The sequence below is a fragment of the Micromonospora sp. NPDC048839 genome (assembly GCF_040649915.1).
Taxonomy (GTDB): Bacteria; Actinomycetota; Actinomycetes; order Mycobacteriales; family Micromonosporaceae; genus Micromonospora.
Genome location: NZ_JBEZGL010000020.1, coordinates 20,894 through 36,963, shown reverse-complemented (window position 1 = coordinate 36,963; position 16,070 = coordinate 20,894). Strand labels below are relative to the sequence as shown.

The window sequence follows — 16,070 nt, the reverse complement described above, 5'->3', positions numbered from 1 at the left end:
ACCGCGCCGGTAGGGCGCGGCGGGCGCGGGTTCGGCGGACAGGACGCGACGTCGGCGCGTGGACCGGTGCCGGAGACCTCCGGACAGCGGGTCGAACGCGCCGGTCGCCGCGGTTGCCCGCGGATCGCGATCGGCTCAACCCGACGTGGAGAATGAATCTGGGGCCACCGGCCCCGTCCCTCTCCCGCACCGGGTCTTCGTCTCGCTGTCAATCCTACTGTGCGCGGGGGACAGAACCACCACTCGGCACCCTCAGAGAGGCGGCTGAGAAGTCCATAGCCGGCAGAACCCCGTTGCCCGCGACTCCCCCCACACGCCAGGGTCCGATCGCACGCGCCGTCCCCGAACGGGTTGACCCGCGCTCGGGCGGGTCGGGGGTCGCGGCCGGAGCGTCCGTGCCGTACGTTTGCGGCGCTCCGGAACCAGGCTTGATCTTTACCGGCCGGAACCGGGACGATCGACCCGATCGACCCGACACGTGCTCTCTAAGAGGTGACAGATGGGGCTGGACAACGTCGCGGTGCACTGGCCGCGGACCGGCCGCTTCTATGATCCGGTCGCGCCGGCCGAGTTCGTCGACTTCGGCGAGATCGTCGATCTGCCACGAATCTCCGCGCCGACGGCGGCGCTGGCCGAGCTGATCGCGAAGACCGGCACCATCCGGGCGACGGCGTACACCGAGCTGGTGGATCTGCTCCTCGGCCTGGAAGGTGTGTTGTACGCCACAGACGCCGCCGCCGAGGACGAGGACCCGGTGATCGACCCGGACGGCTGCGCCTGGATCGCCAGCGGCATCGAGCGCTTCGTGGCCGGGCACCGCGCGCACGGTGAGGTGGTCACCTTCGAGTCGGTGAGTACGGTGCTGCGCTCGTTGCTCGGCGACGGCAGATTGGCCGAGCAGCAGCTGCGGTGGCTGGAGAGCCGCCTCGACGCGCTGCGCGACGAGCGCGGCGACCCGCCGCAGTGGAACTTCACCTGCGCCGAGCTGGGCGTGCTTGCCGCTTTCTACAGGCGCTGCGCGGAGCGCGGGTTCGCCGTCTACGCCGACGTCTGACCCGCCGCGCCGGCCCCCGAGGCGGCCGGTCGGTTTGCGGCGGCGATCACCTGGGTGAGCACCGCGTGCAGGTGTTGCAGGTCCTCGACGGGCAACCCGAGCCGCTGCACGATCGCGGCCGGGATCAGCTCCGCCTGGCTCCGCAGTGCGGCGCCGCTGGCGGTGAGCGTGACGGCGAGGCTGCGCTCGTCGCCGGGGTCGCGTTCGCGGCGCAGGTAGCCGGCCGCTTCGAGCCGCTTGAGCAGGGGTGAGAGTGTGCCCGGGTCGAGCTGCAACAGGCGGCTGAGGTCGCGACCGGACAGCGGGGCGTGCTGCCAGAGCGCCAGCATCACCAGGTACTGCGGGTGGGTCAGCCCCATCGGTTCCAGCAGTGGCCGGTAGACGGCCACCACGCTGCGCGCGGCCACCGACAGGGCGAAGCAGACCTGCTGCTCCAGCGCCAGCGGGTCGCCGCGATCCGGTCGATCGCTCATCGGTTGCTCGTACCAGCCACGGTGACTACTCTACCGATCATTGGTGTACCAATCATTGGTGCCCCAACCATCTGCTCGTGCGACGGGCGGACGGACACGCGGAGGGAAAGGGCGGCAGATGAGCGAGGACGGTGCGGTCACCAGGGCGCCAGGCGAGGGCGGCCGACTCCTGAGCTGGGCCTTCCGGCACCTCGCCGGCCCGGCCGAGGGTGTCCAGGGTGCGGTCCAGGGCGGTTCGACCGAGGCCCGCGAGGCGTGGAAACGCGACCTGGCCGAACGCAAGCGCTACACCCGGGAACAGCGCGAACGCCGGCGCGCGGCCCGCGAGGCCCGAAAGGGCTGAGGAGCCCGACTCAGCCGTACGTGTCGCGGGGCCCCCGGCCGCGTACCCGGCGCGGCCCCTTGCCCCAGGAGGGCGCAGCCGGGCCATGGATGTGCAGCTTGCGCACCACGTTGTGGCCGACCTCGCTGGCGATCTGCTTGAGCAGCGAGCCGGCGAGCAGACGCAGTTGGGTCGCCCACGCGGTCGAGCGTGCCTCCACCGTCAGCTCGCCGTTCTCCAGTTTGACCGGGCGACTGTGCTGGGCGACCTCCGCGCCGACGACTCGCTCCCAGGCGCCGAACACGGTGGCCTCGGCCGCCGGCTGCTGCCAGCCCCGCGCCTTCACCAGCCGGTTCAGCACCGCGCTGAGCGGCTGCGGGTCGCGCGGGTCGGGACCGGGGCCGGAGTAACCGCGCAACCGCCGTCCCGACCCGCCGGCCGCGTCGCCGCCCGCACCGCCAGGGGTACGCCGGGCGCGGGCCGCCGCCTGCCGCCGGGACAGCGCCGCATCGAGCACCGCCCGAGCCAGCTCCGGACCGCTGGCCGCCGCACCGCCCGCCGCTTCCACCCCGGGGGTACGCGCGCCCGCCGCGTCGCCCTTGCCGCTCTCCGGTCGCTTGGGGCGTGGCTCATCCGACACGGCGTACCGTCCCTTCGCCGACCTGGTAGCGGGCACCGCGCAGGGCGGCTGGCACATCATCGTCCACCGCGCAGGTGACGAGCAGTTGACTCGCCCCGCCGACCAACTCGGCCAGTCGCTCCCGACGGCCGGTGTCCAGCTCCGCGAAGACGTCGTCGAGCACCAGCACCGGCTCGATGCCGTCGGCGCGCAGCAGGTCGTACCCCGCCAGCCGCAGCGCGAGCGCGAACGACCACGACTCGCCGTGGCTGGCGTACCCCTTGGCGGGCAGCGGGCCGAGAGTCAGCGCCAACTCGTCCCGGTGCGGACCGACCAGCGTGGTGCCCCGTTCGATCTCGGCGGAGCGGGACGCGGCCAGTGCGGTGGTCAGCGCGTCGGTCAGCGTGGCCCGGTCGGTGGTCGGCTCGGACAGCTCGATCGAGGGCCGGTAGGCGATGCTCGCCGCGCCCCGGCCGGCGGCCACCGCGTCGTACGCCTTGGCGACGTGCGGGGTGAGCGCGGCCACGAGTTCCAGTCGGCCGGCGAGCAGCTCCGCGCCATGCTGGGCCAGGTGGGTGTCCCAGACGGCGAGGGTGCCGAGGTCACCGCCGCGCGACCCGCCGGTCTTGCGAGCCAGGTACGCGGTGCGCAGCAGGGCGTTGCGCTGCTTGACGACCCGCTCGTAGTCGGCCCGCACTCCCGCGTACCGGGGCTGCCGGTTGACCAGCAGGTCGTCCAGGTAGCGGCGGCGCTCGGACGGGTCGCCCCGGACCAGCTCAAGGTCTTCCGGGGCGAAGAGCACGAGTCGCAGGGCGCCGAGCACGTCCCGGGCCCGCCGCGCCGGTGAGCGGCCCAGCCGGGCCCGGTTGGCCTTGCCGGGCACGATCTCCAACTCGACCAGCAGCTCCCGGCCGTCGTGCACCACCGCACAGCGGATGACCGCGGCGGTGGCGCCCATCCGGACCAGCGGCGCGTCGGTGGCGACCCGGTGTGAGTCCAGGGTCGCCACGTAGCCCAGCGCCTCGATGAGATTGGTCTTGCCGACGCCGTTGGGGCCGGTCAGGACGTTCGCCCCCGGCTGGAGGTCGACGGCCACCCGCTCGTACGAGCGGAAGTCGACAAGTTCCAGCCGGTGGACATACACAGGTTGTGGATACCGCTCAGCGCTTGTGGACGGCGTGGCCACCGAACTGCTGACGCAGCGCGGAGACGGCCTTCATGGCGGGCGAGTCGTCCTGCCGCGAGGTGAACCGGGCGAACAGCGAGGCGGTGATGACGTTGAGCGGCACCCCCAGCCGGACCGCCTCGTCGACGGTCCACCGACCCTCGCCGGTGTCCTCGGTGTAGCCGCTCAGGTCGGCCAGCTCCGGGTCCTCGTCGAGCGCCCGGTCCAGCAGGTCGAGCAGCCAGGAACGGACGACGGTGCCCTCCCGCCAGGACTTGATGACGCCCGGCACGTTTGTCACCAACTCCGAGGCCGCCATCAGCTCGTAGCCCTCGGCGTAGGCGTGCATCAGGCCGTACTCGATGCCGTTGTGCACCATCTTCGAGTAGTGCCCGGCGCCGACCGGCCCGGCGTGCACGAAGCCGAACTCGCCCTCCGGCTTGAGCGCGCTGAAGATCGGCATCAGCCGGTCCACGTGCTCCTGGGCGCCGCCGACCATCAGCCCGTAGCCGTTCTGCCGACCCCAGACGCCGCCGGAGACGCCGACGTCGACATAGCCGATGCCCCGCTCGTTGAGCCGCTCGGCCCGGGGCGCGTCGTCGCTGAAGCGCGAATTGCCGCCGTCGATGATGATGTCGCCCTCGCCGAGCACCTCGGCCAGTTCGTCGATGGTGGCGTCGGTGACACCGGCGGGCACCATGACCCAGACCGCGCGGGGCGACTCAAGCTTCTCAGCCAGGCCCGCGAGGCTCGTTACGTCGCTGATCTGCGCATTGTGGTCGAAGCCGACAACGTCGTGACCAGCGGCGCGCAACCGCTCCCGCATGTTGCCGCCCATACGGCCGAGTCCTACAAGGCCGAGCTGCATGTGTTTCTACCTCCGTGGATCTGGGTGTTGCTGGGCGCGATCAGCGCGAGACGCGGATCGGCATGATGAGGTACCGGTACCCCGGAATGACCTCTCCATCCTCGCCGGCGGGGGAGATCACCGCGGGCTTGAAGGCGTCGACGAACGAGAGCACGGCGGTCTGCGAGCCGAGGTTGGCCAGGCCGTCGATGAGGTACTGCGGGTTGAACCCGATGGTCAGCGCGTCACCGGTGAAGGTGGCCTCCATCGCCTCGCTGGCTCGTGCCTCCTCGGAACCGCCGGCCTCGACCACCAGGCCGTCGGCGCTGAAGCTCAGCAGCACCGGAGTGGTCCGCTCGGCGACGAGCGCAACCCGCTTGACCACCTCGATGAGGGTGCTCACCGAAACCCGGGCGGCGGCGTTGTGGGTGGCCGGGAAGAGCGAACGCACCGGTGGGTAGTTGGCGCCGTCGAGCAGGCGGCTCGTGGTGCGCCGGGTGCCGCCGGCCAGACCGACCATGCCCTCGCCGGCAGCGCCCTGAGCGAGGGCGAGGGTGACCTCGCCGCCGATCGGACCGAGAGCCTTGGCGGTGTCGTTCAGGGTGCGGGCCGGCACCAGGGCGTTGATGCTGACCTCAGGGTCGTCCGGCTGCCACTGGATCTCGCGCAGCGCCAGCCGGTACCGGTCGGTGGCGAGCATCGACAGCGTGTTGCCGGAGAGCTCGACGCGGACGCCGGTCATCATCGGCAGCGTCTCGTCCCGACCGGCGGCGATGGCCACCTGGGACACCGCGGTGGCGAACGCGGCCGCGTCGACAGTGCCGGCGCTCTGCGGCATCTCGGGCAGCGCGGGGTAGTCCTCCACCGGCATGGTGGGCAGGGTGAACCGGGCGCTGCCGCAGACCAGCTCGAGGTGTGCGCCGACCGCGGCGATGTCCACCGGCTTGGCCGGCAACGCCTTGGTGATCTCGGCGAGCAGGCGGCCGGAGACGAGCGCGGCGCCGTCGGCGTCGCCCTGCACCTCGACGGTCACCTGGCTGGAGACCTCGTAGTCGAACCCGGAAACCCGCAGGTTGCCGTCGGTGACCCGGAGCATCACCCCGGCGAGCACCGGTACGGATGGCCGGTTGGGCAGGCTCTTCGCGGTCCACGCCACGGCCTCGGCGAGCGCGTCGCGCTCCACTCGGAACTTCATCAATGCCTCCGCGTCGACGTCAGCGACAACTCTCTCATGCCGACCGCTGCCTACCGTCCCGCCCGACCGTGCGGGTACCCATCGCACCTTAGGGCGCGGGGGTATCGGCTGTGCGCCCGACCCCATGGTTCGTGTCGGTGCTGACCTGTCGATCGGGCAGCGTTCGGCACGATCCACAGAAAGCCCAACGGTGATGATTGGTTTTTGTTCTCTTAGAAGAGATAACTCATCGTCTTCATCGCACCTGTGCAAACTGTGGAAAACTCGAGTCTGCCCAGCTCAGACACCTTATCTACAGGTGAATTGGCTGTGGAGAACCGGGGGTACAACCGGCCTGCCTGTCCACAGGCCGATCTCGCCGCTCGGTTGTCCACCGTTGTCCACCGGTTGTCCACCGGTAATCCACCGACTTTCTCCCCAAGCCTGTGGATGACGATGAAGATCACCATTGCCGTCATCCACAGAACCTTCAACAGCTCGTACACAGGTCGACGGTCGTCGGTGGAAAACTCGACGGTTGTCCCCAGGCGTCCACAGCTCCGTACACAGGGTTTCTCCACAGCCTGTGGGTAACCGGCGAAGGACGGACCGTAGTTATCCACCGACGGTGGACAACGAGCTGTGGACAACGAGTGGGAGGCGAGGCGGTCACGGCCTCAATCTGTGGCCTACACCATGTCGAGAGTCCAGCCCCAGAGCCGAAAAAACGCCCGACCGGATCTCCGGTCGGGCGTTTCCTGGGCCGCGTGCCGCCGCGTCGGCGGCGTACGCCTCAGCTGTTCTGCTTGATCCGGTTGGTCAGCTCGGCGATCTGGTTGTAGAGCGAGCGACGCTCCGCCATCTGCTGACGGATCTTCCGGTCGGCGTGCATGACCGTGGTGTGGTCCCGGCCGCCGAAGGCCTGCCCGATCCGGGGCAGCGACAGCTCGGTCAGCTCCCGACACAGGTACATGGCCACCTGGCGGGCGTTGACCAGCACCCGGGACCTGGACTGACCGCGCAGGTCCTCCAGACTCACCCCGAAGTAGTCGGCGGTCGAGGCCATGATCTGGTCGGCGTTGATCTCCGGCCCGGCGCCGTCGGGCATGAAGTCCCGGAGCACCTCCTCGGCCAGGGACAGCTCGACTGTCGACCGGGTCAGGCTGGCGAACGCCGTCACCCGGATCAGCGCGCCCTCCAGTTCCCGGATCGAGTTCGACACCCGGGAGGCGATGAACTCCAACACGTCCGGCGGGGCGTACATCCGTTCCTGCGCCGCCTTCTTCTGCAGGATCGCGATCCGCGTCTCCAGGTCCGGTGGCTGGATGTCGGCAAGCAGCCCCCACTCGAACCGGGTTCGCATCCGGTCCTCCAGGGTGGCGAGCTGACGCGGCGACCGGTCGGAGGTGATCACGATCTGCTTGTTGGCGTTGTGCAGGGTGTTGAAGGTGTGGAAGAACTCCTCCTGCGTACGCTCGCGGTTCTCCAGGAACTGGATGTCGTCGATCAGCAGGATGTCGACGTCGCGGTAGCGCCGCTGGAACGCGCTGGTCTTGTCGTCCCGGAGCGAGTTGATGAAGTCGTTGGTGAACTCCTCGGTCGAGACGTACCGGACCGAGCGGGCGTTGCCGAGCGTCGTGGCGTAGTGCCCGATGGCGTGCAGCAGGTGCGTCTTGCCCAGCCCAGAGTGCCCGTAGATGAACAGCGGGTTGTACGCCTTCGCCGGTGACTCCGCCACCGCCACGCTCGCCGCGTGGGCGAACCGGTTGGACGACCCGATGACGAACGTCTCGAACATGTACTTCGGGTTGAGTCGGTTGCCGCCGGTGTCGGCGCCGGGCAGCCGGCGGTCGTCGCGGCCACCCGCCCGGTGGTCCACACCGCTGCGCCCAGGGCCGCTGTCCGTGCCACCGTCGCGGGGCATCGCGCGGATCACGTGCTGGTCGCGCGGCGACCCCGGATCTTCCCGGTAGCGCGGCTCGTAGGGCCGGGTGTCCGGGCCGGGTGGGTCGAGGCGACCGGCCTGCTCGTCGTAGCCACGCCGGTCCGCTCCCGGTCGGGGCGACCGCATCGGCTCCGCGAAGGAGGCGCTGAACAACGCCTCCTGCCCGTCCCTGCTGGCGGGGATCATCCCGGGACGATGCGCGTCGACGCTCGGCGCGAGCGGCGGACCCGCGGGTGCGGGTGGCGCGGCCGGCTCGGGCGTACGCGGCGCGTGTGACTGCTCGGGGATCATCGTGTCGGCGTGCGCTCGTGCGCCGTGGTCGGTGTCGAAGGGCGCGGCAGCCGGACCCTCGACCTCGAACGGGCTGGGCTCCGGGGCGCTGCGGTAGACGGTGCCGGCCGGTCGGCCCGTGGCGTCCTCGGCCACCCGAACGGTGACCGCCACCTGGATCGGCCGGCCGAGCCGGCGAGTGAGCGCCTCGGTGATCGCCGGGCGCAGCCGTGACTCGATCACGTCACGGGTGAACGCGTCCGGCACGGAGAGCAGTGCGGTGTCCTCGACGATCGCCCGCAGCCGGGTCAGTCGGAGGTAGGCGCGCTGCTGAGCAGAGATGATCTCGTCGGCAAGCTCGTCGGTCGCCGCTAACCACACTGCGGCAAGGTCGGTCGTACCGGCCACCGTCGTGCCACCCCCTCGCCTCTGCTCCCGGCCGCCGCTGTCTGCCAGCCGGCCGTCCCGGGCCCGCCGCGTTCGCGGGTGGAACAACACCCCACCCGGACGATCGACCGGTGGTCATCCACAAGTTATCCACAGCCTGTGTACCGACCGATTGTGGCCGCTGCCGGACTCGGGTGGGACCTGCCCCCTGCCTGACCGGGCGCTGAAGCGGGTTCACCGTGCCGAACGATTCACTACCTTGTCCGGTCTTGCCTGTGCGACGACCGGAGCTTCCGACGCTCACCGCAATCGGGCACGGTAACAGCGTTGTCCCTGCGCCATCAACCGGCGACGCGGCGGCACCCTTCTCGGCATCAGCGAAAACCACCCTCCTGCCCCGGGCGCGTCCTGTTGGCCGCTCCTCGGGGTGTTTGACGGTCATTGCCCCCCTGCGTAGGCTGGAACGGCTGCTTTCTCGCCCTCTGCTAGGGTGATGGGTGCTTGCTGTCCGCGGTCGCACGCCCCGCGTCGTCGAGGTCCCGCCCCGCCGGACAGCACCGATCGGAGGCCACCGTCGAGGTGGCCTGGACACCACCACACGACCCCGGCGATCCCGTCGCGCGGGGCGCGTACGAAAACGGAGAGCCTGACGTGAGCAAGCGCACCTACCAGCCGAACAACCGCCGGCGCGCGAAGACCCACGGCTTCCGGCTGCGCATGCGCACCCGTGCCGGCCGTGCCATCCTCTCGAGCCGTCGCGCCAAGGGTCGCACCACCCTGTCGGCCTGAGCCGACCGGGCCGGTCAGGGGACGTGGGCAGTCGTGCTGGCCGCCGCGCAGCGACTGCGGCGCAGCACTGACTTCGCCGCAGCGGTTCGCGGTGGCCGACGCGCCGGACGTGGCGCCGTCGTGGTCCACCTGACCGTGCCGGTGCTCGCCGACCCCAACCTTTCGACCTCGTCGGAGCCGGTGCGGGACGACAGTGCGGAGCAGTCATCCGCGTCGTCCCGCGCCGGCTTCGTCGTGTCCAAGGCCGTCGGCAACGCGGTGATCCGTAACCGGGTCAAGCGTCGGCTGCGGGCACTGGTCCAGGACCGGTTGACCGCCCTGCCCGCCGGCAGCACGCTTGTCGTCCGGGCGCTGCCCGCAGCGGCGGAGGCCTCGTATCCCCGCCTCGCCACCGACCTGGATGCCGCCATCGCGATCGCCCGGTCCCCCCGCGAGCGGCGGTCCCGATGACCGGTGCCGAGAAGACCAGTCCACGCGCGTCGACAACCGGTGCCAAGGTGCTGATCGCGCCCATCATCGCGTACCGTCGGTGGATAAGTCCGGCGTTGCCGGCCCGCTGTCGGTTCTACCCGTCGTGCAGCGCGTACGCCCAGGAGGCGGTCGCTCGGCACGGCGCGCTCCGGGGAGCCGCGCTGGCGGTCCGGCGGCTGTTGCGCTGCCACCCCTTCCACCCTGGTGGGTATGACCCGGTGCCGGAGCCGGGCGGCCGCCGTCGTGCTGATGTGACTGGAGCCTGAGAGTGGACTTTAGCCTCGACTGGATCTACTACGCGATCTCGTGGATCCTGCTGACCTGGCACTCCGCCTGGGACGCCATCGGGGTGCCGGTTGGTGCGGTGATCGGCACCAACTTCGCCTGGATCCTGTCCATCATCTTCCTGGTGGTCACCGTCCGGGTGATCCTGTTCCCGGTCTTCGTCAAGCAGATCAAGTCCCAGCGGGCGATGCAGGCGCTCCAGCCCAAGGTCAAGGAGCTTCAGGAGAAGCACAAGGGTGACCGGGAGACGCTCCAGAAAGAAATGATGGAGCTCTACAAGAAGGAGAAGGCCAACCCGTTGATGGGTTGCCTTCCGATGTTCCTTCAGATCCCGGTCTTCCTGGGTCTCTTCCACGTGCTGCGCCGCCTCGACCCGGACAAGCAGAGCAAGACTCTGTACGGCTGGACCGCCGACCAGTTCCAGAGCGCGTCGCAGGCGAAGCTCTTCACCGCCCCGATCGCCGGCAAGTTCGGCTCCACCGCGGACGAGTTGGCCAGCCTCGGCGCCAACGGCACCACCGTGAAGATCATTGCTGGGGTCCTGGTTCTGGTCATGATCGCGACCACCTATCTGACCAGCCGTCAGATGATCCTCAAGACCGGTTGGGCGGAGGACCCGCAGCAGCGGATGATCCAGCGGCTGATGCTCTACGGCATCCCGGCGTCGCTGCTGATCTCCGGCGCGATCTTCCCGATCGGCGTCATCATCTACTGGGTCACCAACAACCTCTTCACCCTCGGCCAGCAGCAGTGGGTGCTGCGGAAGTTCCCGCCGCCGGTGACCGCCAAGAAGGCCGTCGCCCCCGCGGCCAACCGCAACCCGGTGCAGCCCGTCAAGTCCGGTGGTCTGTTCGGTCGCGGCAAGGCGGCTCCGCCGGCGCCGGTCAAGGCGACCGCGCCCAAGGTGGCCGGGCCGAAGCCAGGTGCCAAGCCGGCGAACAACCCGAAGAAGAGCCGTCCCGCCAAGCGGCAGGGCTGAGCTCAGAGGGCCGTCGCCGGGTGACCGGCGACGGCCCGTTCCGCACCGTGCAGCCGCCGTCCGGTGGCGCCGAGCGGAACCGACCGCGCATCGTGCGGCCACGGGCGACACTGCCCGTACAGACGTGCCCGCGGGCACCGGCGACCTCCCGCCGGCCCCGGGAAACCAGTCGGACCCGACGGTCCGGCCGAGCGAGTACGGAGATGAGACCGTGACCGAGACCAGCATCCCCCGCGCCGAGCAGGCCCTGGACGAGGAGGAGACCGCAACGCTCGCGGTGGACGGTGACGACACCGAGACCGACGACGACAGCGCGGCCGACGACGACACCGATACCGCCGCCGGCGGCAGGGTGAAGAAGGCGGTGAGCGAGAGCGACCTGTTCCGGCAGAGCGAGATCGCGGCCGACTACGTCGAAGGCCTGCTCGACATCCTCGACTACGACGGTGACATCGACGAGTTGGTTGCCGCTGGGCGCCCGATGGTCGAGGTCGTCGGCGAGCGGTTGCAGAACCTGGTCGGCCAGCGGGGAGCCACCCTGGAGGCGCTCCAGGAGCTGACCCGCCTCGCCGTCTTCCGGCAGACCGGGACGCCGAGCCGGCTGCTGCTCGACGTCGGTGGCTACCGGGCGAACCGCCGCAAGGAACTCGCCGCGGTCGCCAAGAACGCCGTCGAGAAGGTCAAGGAGTACGGCGAGCCGGTCCGCCTGGAGGCGATGTCCGCGTTCGAGCGCAAGTGCGTGCACGACGTCGTCAACGCGATGTCCGGGGTGGCGAGCGAGTCCGAAGGCGTGGAGCCGAACCGGCGCATCGTCGTACGGCCGGCGGACTGACCGGGTGACCCACGACGACACCACGGCCGACGCCGTGACCGGCCCGGGCGGTACGCCGCTCGGGCCGTCCGCTGTCCGGCCGGCTGGGGATGGTGCCGACTCAGATCGACTCGGCACCACCCCGTCGCCCGCTGACGCGGCGCTACCGCCCGAACTGGCCCCGGCCGCGCTCTCCCTCTTCGGCGATCGTCTCGACCTGGCTGCCTCGTACGCCGAGTTGTTGGTCACCGACGGGGTGGTCCGCGGCCTGATCGGCCCCCGGGAAGCACCTCGCATCTGGGATCGGCACCTGCTCAACTGCGCGGCGGTCGCCGAGCTGATCCCGCCCGGCGCGTCAGTCCTCGACGTCGGGTCCGGTGCCGGTCTGCCGGGTCTGGTCCTGGCCATCGCGCGGCCGGATCTGACGGTCACCCTGATCGAGCCGCTGGCGCGACGCACGTCTTTCCTGATCGAGGTCGTCGAACGACTCGGTCTGGCCAAATCCGTGCGGGTGTTCCGTGGTCGGGCGGACGAGGCGGCTACCGGGTCGAGCGGTCGGGAACCGATAAGCGGCGACGTGGTGACCGCCCGCGCGGTCGCGCCACTGGATCGCCTCGCGGGCTGGAGTCTCCCCCTGGCGGTCCGTGGTGGCCGGCTGCTGGCGTTGAAGGGTTCGTCCGCGGCGGCCGAGATCGAGGAGCACGCCGAGGTGGTGGCGCGACTCGGTGGCGGGGAGCCGGCGGTACACCTGTGTGGGACCGGGGTGATCGATCCACCCACCACCGTCGTGGAGATCGTGCGTGAGCGGATGGTCGGCCCGGCACGCGTGGCGGCCAGCAAGCGCTCCCGCGGCGGTCGCCCCCATCGACGCTGACACTTCGCGTCATCGGGCTTCCGGCGGGTGGGTTGCCTCGTTGTACCGGTGCGGATGGACAAGGGGATGAGAACCCGACGTGGACCGGCCGCGCCCGTCCGCCGTAGGCTGACCGCGCGTCGATAGTGTGGAGCGGGCGACGGACGTCGCGGGTCTCCGACCGCTCCCGTGAGCCGTACGCTCTGGGTTGCGAGCGTGGGTGTGGCCAAGTTGACCGGGGCGCGGACCGACCATCCGAAGCGGGCAGGGATGACAGGTGCATGACGACGGCAGGTACGACGATCCACGCGTGACCGGGTCGACAGGCGATCCCGTTTCACGTGAAACCGACTACCCGAACTGGTCGCCGGACGCGACCGGGCCAGCGACCCGACCCGCGGACGGCGATCCGCTGGTGTTCGGCGGAGAACCAACGGCTCAACAGACCGGACCCGAGGCAGTGGACCCGGCGGCGGCTCGACGGACATCGGAGGGGTCGACCCGACCAGCCAATGTCGTTGAGGTGCGGCAGGCGTTGGGACGGCGCAACACCGCGAGAGCGGTTCGCTTCGAGCCTGCGGTTCCGCACCAGCCCAGCGCGGCGGCTGTCCGGGACGCCGCTCCGGTGATCGCCGACCCACCTGTCGCTTCGACCGAGTCGTTGGCCGCCGTGGCGGCCGACCCCACGTACGTTTCACGTGAAACCCCGACGCGCGAAGAGGATGACCCACCGTTGGCTATGGAGGCGATGCGCGCCGTGCAGATCCTGAATCCCAGTGGCGAGGTGACCATGCCTCGGCCCGACCGGACCCGGGTCATGTGCGTCGCCAACCAGAAGGGCGGCGTGGGCAAGACCACGACCACCGTCAACCTTGCGGTGGCGCTCGCCCTGCACGGCAACCGGGTGCTCGTGGTGGACCTCGATCCGCAGGGCAACGCCTCCACCGGGCTCAACGTCCCGCACCACACCGGAATCCCGGACGTCTACGACTGTCTGATCAACAGCGTGCCCCTGGCCGAGGTGGCTCAGGCGGTCGAGGGCATCCCCAATCTCTGGTGCGTACCCGCGACCATCGACCTGGCCGGCGCCGAGATCGAGCTGGTGTCGGTGGTGGCACGGGAGTCGCGCCTGGACCGCGCGATCGCCGCCTACCCGGGCGAGTTCGACTACGTCTTCATCGACTGCCCGCCGTCGCTCGGCCTGCTCACGGTCAACGCCCTGGTTGCCGCGCAGGAGGTGCTGATCCCGATCCAGTGTGAGTACTACGCACTGGAAGGGCTCAACCAGCTGATCAACAACATCAACCTGGTGCGCCAACACCTCAACCCGAAGCTCGATGTCTCCACGATCCTCCTGACGATGTACGACCGGCGTACCCGGCTGGCTGACGCCGTCGAGCAGGACGTCCGGAACCACTTCGGCGACAAGGTTCTCCAGGCGGTCATCCCCCGCAACGTCCGGGTCTCCGAGGCACCCAGCTACGGCCAGTCGGTGATGACCTACGATCCCGGATCGCGGGGAGCCACGAGTTACTTCGAGGCCGCCCAGGAGATTGCCGAGCGAGGCGTCAAGGAGCCGGTGGGCCGGAATGCGTAGTGCGGACGAGTCGCTGGGAGGCGAGGAATGAAGAACCGTCCTCGGGGCGGCCTGGGTAGGGGCCTGGGAGCGCTGATCCCGACCGGGCCGGTTCCGGGTGCCGCCGGCACCGTCGTGGCGGAACCGGAGAACGAGTACGCGGACGACACCGGCACCGCTGCCGTCTCGACGGTGCCTGTCGGGCCGACGGTTCACGAGCCGGAGCCCACGCTCAGTCCGGTACCCGGAGCGCGATTCGCCGAGATCCCCGTCGACGCGATCCTGCCCAACCCGAAGCAGCCCCGCCAGGTCTTCGACGAGGATGCACTGGAGGAGCTCAAGACCTCCATCCAGGAGGTCGGCTTCCTCCAGCCCATCGTCGTCCGGCAGCTCGACGACGAGAAGTACGAGCTGGTGATGGGCGAGCGGCGTTGGCGGGCCGCCCAGGCGGTGGGGCGGGACAGCATTCCGGCGATCATCCGGGACACCCGTGATGACGCCATGCTCCGCGACGCCCTGCTCGAGAACATCCACCGAGCCAATCTGAACCCTCTCGAAGAGGCCGCCGCCTACCAGCAGCTGCTGGAGGAGTTCGGGGCCACCCACGAAGAGTTGGCTCGCAGGATTGGTCGGAGTCGCCCGCAGATCTCCAACACGATCCGACTGCTGAACCTGCCGGCCCAGGTGCAGCGCCGGGTCGCCGCAGGGATCCTGTCGGCGGGCCACGCCCGCGCACTGCTGAGCCTCGACGGCACCGAGGCGCAGGAGCAGTTGGCATTGCGGATCGTGGCGGAGGGCCTGTCGGTCCGGGCGACCGAGGAGATCGTCGCCCTGACGCTCAACGACGGGCCGGCGAAGGGGCAGGCGGCGAAGCGCCGGCCGAAGGCGCACGCGCCGGCCCTGACCGATCTCGCCGATCGACTGTCCGACCGGTTCGACACCCGGGTGAAGGTCGACATCGGCCGGAGCAAGGGCAAGATCACCATTGAGTTCGCGACCGTGGACGACCTTGAGCGGATCGTCGGGATCATCGGAGTGCAGCAGGAGGAGAGCGGCGACTGAATCCGCCCGCTCCGCCGACGGCCGCGCACCTCCGGGTGGCGCGGCCGTTCCGTATCCGGCTCACCGCGTTTCACGTGAAACGACCCGCCGTTTCACGCTTCCGGCAAGCGAGTTTCTGCCGTGCTGGCCGTTGTCGGCGGCCCTCGCTGCGAGACCGACCGCAACACCCCGCGCCGCCAACTGTCAGCGCTCCGTCTTCCCCCGGACCAGGCAGCAGTCGGCGCTCGGCGAGCGCGGGCGAGGGTTGGGCGACGGCTCGGCGTGCGGGGTGCGACGCCGGCCCGGGGGCAGACCCTGGCCTGGCTCGTTTCACGTGAAACGGAGATCGCTGGGCGGGAACGCCTCGGCCTCACCCGGGAATGACCATGAGGTGCCGTTGCGGCCGCTGAGTGGCTCGCTGCCGCCCCGCGTGCCGCAGGGGGACCTCCCTTTGGCCCAAGCCGCCGTGCGGGCCTCTCGACGCGAATGCGACCTCAGAGGGCTCTCTGCCGTGACTCCCCGCTCTACCGCTCGACGTTCGGCTACTGCCGCCGATCGTTGGTTCCGGGTCAGTCGTCCTCGTCCAGGTCGTGCTCAGCACCCAGTACGGCGACCTCCGGTGCTCGGCCGGGGTGCCTCCGGGTCGATCTGAGGTAGGCAGGGATCGCCGGCCGTTGGTGCCTGACGGTTGGCGAGGTCCTCCGGCGGTTGGTGCCCGATGGTGGGCGAGGTCCTCCGGCCGTCGGTGCTCCGAGGTTCGAGGGGGCATGCGGTCGGCGGTGCTCTGAGGTTCGAGGGGGCATGCGGTCGGCGGTGCTCTGAGGTTCGAGGGGGCATGCGGTCGGCGGTGCTCTGAGGTTCGACGGGGCATGCGGCCGTCGGTGCTCCGAGGTTCGACGGGGCATGCGGCCGTCGGTGCTCTGAGGTTCGACGGGGCATGCGGCCGTCGGTGCTCCGAGGTTCGACGGGGCATGCGGCCGTCGGTGCTCTGAGGTTCGACGGGGCATGC

The 16,070-nt window shown here is 70.2% G+C and carries 16 protein-coding genes; 10 read left to right on the top strand and 6 right to left on the bottom strand.

Annotated features, from left to right (window positions below):
- Positions 1-499 precede the first annotated feature (499 nt).
- Complete coding sequence (locus tag AB0C25_RS29185; protein ID WP_357377293.1) at positions 500-1,054, top strand: hypothetical protein; 555 nt, start codon at positions 500-502, stop codon at positions 1,052-1,054.
- On the opposite strand, the gene AB0C25_RS29180 is transcribed toward AB0C25_RS29185, so the two are convergent.
- A complete protein-coding gene (locus AB0C25_RS29180; protein WP_357377292.1) occupies positions 1,039-1,527 on the bottom strand; it encodes a MarR family transcriptional regulator in 489 nt (162 codons plus the stop codon). The genes AB0C25_RS29185 and AB0C25_RS29180 overlap by 16 nt on opposite strands.
- A gap of 118 nt (positions 1,528-1,645) precedes the next feature.
- Between AB0C25_RS29180 and AB0C25_RS29175 the strand changes: the two genes are divergently transcribed.
- Positions 1,646-1,870 carry a hypothetical protein gene (locus tag AB0C25_RS29175; RefSeq protein ID WP_357377291.1) on the top strand — a complete coding sequence of 75 codons (225 nt, stop codon included), beginning with the start codon at positions 1,646-1,648 and terminating at the stop codon, positions 1,868-1,870.
- 10 nt (positions 1,871-1,880) lie between these two features.
- Here AB0C25_RS29175 and AB0C25_RS29170 read toward each other — a convergent pair whose 3' ends face one another.
- The 5 genes from AB0C25_RS29170 to dnaA form a co-directional block, all read right to left on the bottom strand.
- Complete coding sequence (locus tag AB0C25_RS29170; RefSeq protein ID WP_357377385.1) at positions 1,881-2,417, bottom strand: DciA family protein; 537 nt, start codon at positions 2,415-2,417, stop codon at positions 1,881-1,883.
- A gap of 61 nt (positions 2,418-2,478) precedes the next feature.
- A complete protein-coding gene (recF, locus tag AB0C25_RS29165; RefSeq protein ID WP_357377290.1) occupies positions 2,479-3,612 on the bottom strand; it encodes a DNA replication/repair protein RecF in 1,134 nt (377 codons plus the stop codon).
- Positions 3,613-3,628: 16 nt separating this feature from the next.
- A complete protein-coding gene (gene gnd, locus AB0C25_RS29160) occupies positions 3,629-4,501 on the bottom strand; it encodes a phosphogluconate dehydrogenase (NAD(+)-dependent, decarboxylating) (protein WP_357377289.1) in 873 nt (290 codons plus the stop codon).
- Between the two features lie 40 nt (positions 4,502-4,541).
- Positions 4,542-5,675, bottom strand: a complete 1,134-nt coding sequence (gene dnaN, locus AB0C25_RS29155) for a DNA polymerase III subunit beta (protein WP_357377288.1) — start codon at positions 5,673-5,675, stop codon at positions 4,542-4,544.
- Between the two features lie 772 nt (positions 5,676-6,447).
- The gene (gene dnaA, locus AB0C25_RS29150; protein WP_357377287.1) at positions 6,448-8,277 is read right to left on the bottom strand and encodes a chromosomal replication initiator protein DnaA; all 1,830 of its coding nucleotides are present in this window, start codon (positions 8,275-8,277) and stop codon (positions 6,448-6,450) included.
- Positions 8,278-8,907: 630 nt separating this feature from the next.
- Here dnaA and rpmH point away from each other — a divergent pair.
- The 8 genes from rpmH to AB0C25_RS29110 all read left to right on the top strand — a co-directional run bounded on the left by rpmH (position 8,908) and on the right by AB0C25_RS29110 (position 15,082).
- On the top strand, positions 8,908-9,045 hold the full coding sequence (gene rpmH, locus AB0C25_RS29145; RefSeq protein WP_007453904.1) for a 50S ribosomal protein L34: 138 nt from the start codon (positions 8,908-8,910) through the stop codon (positions 9,043-9,045).
- Between the two features lie 33 nt (positions 9,046-9,078).
- Complete coding sequence (gene rnpA, locus AB0C25_RS29140; RefSeq protein WP_357377286.1) at positions 9,079-9,495, top strand: ribonuclease P protein component; 417 nt, start codon at positions 9,079-9,081, stop codon at positions 9,493-9,495.
- Positions 9,492-9,782 (top strand): membrane protein insertion efficiency factor YidD, encoded by a 291-nt coding sequence (gene yidD, locus AB0C25_RS29135; RefSeq protein WP_357242993.1) that lies wholly within the window; start codon positions 9,492-9,494, stop codon positions 9,780-9,782. Before rnpA ends, yidD begins: the two co-directional genes overlap by 4 nt.
- A gap of 2 nt (positions 9,783-9,784) precedes the next feature.
- Positions 9,785-10,780 (top strand): membrane protein insertase YidC, encoded by a 996-nt coding sequence (yidC, locus tag AB0C25_RS29130; protein WP_357377285.1) that lies wholly within the window; start codon positions 9,785-9,787, stop codon positions 10,778-10,780.
- A gap of 211 nt (positions 10,781-10,991) precedes the next feature.
- A complete protein-coding gene (locus AB0C25_RS29125) occupies positions 10,992-11,612 on the top strand; it encodes a R3H domain-containing nucleic acid-binding protein (RefSeq protein WP_357377284.1) in 621 nt (206 codons plus the stop codon).
- A 154-nt stretch (positions 11,613-11,766) separates the two neighbouring features.
- Entirely contained in the window at positions 11,767-12,465 is a 699-nt protein-coding gene (rsmG, locus tag AB0C25_RS29120) for a 16S rRNA (guanine(527)-N(7))-methyltransferase RsmG (RefSeq protein WP_357377383.1), read from the top strand.
- A gap of 256 nt (positions 12,466-12,721) precedes the next feature.
- Positions 12,722-14,041 carry an AAA family ATPase gene (locus AB0C25_RS29115; protein WP_357377283.1) on the top strand — a complete coding sequence of 440 codons (1,320 nt, stop codon included), beginning with the start codon at positions 12,722-12,724 and terminating at the stop codon, positions 14,039-14,041.
- Between the two features lie 27 nt (positions 14,042-14,068).
- Positions 14,069-15,082 carry a ParB/RepB/Spo0J family partition protein gene (locus AB0C25_RS29110; RefSeq protein WP_357377282.1) on the top strand — a complete coding sequence of 338 codons (1,014 nt, stop codon included), beginning with the start codon at positions 14,069-14,071 and terminating at the stop codon, positions 15,080-15,082.
- The last annotated feature ends 988 nt before the right edge of the window (positions 15,083-16,070 follow it).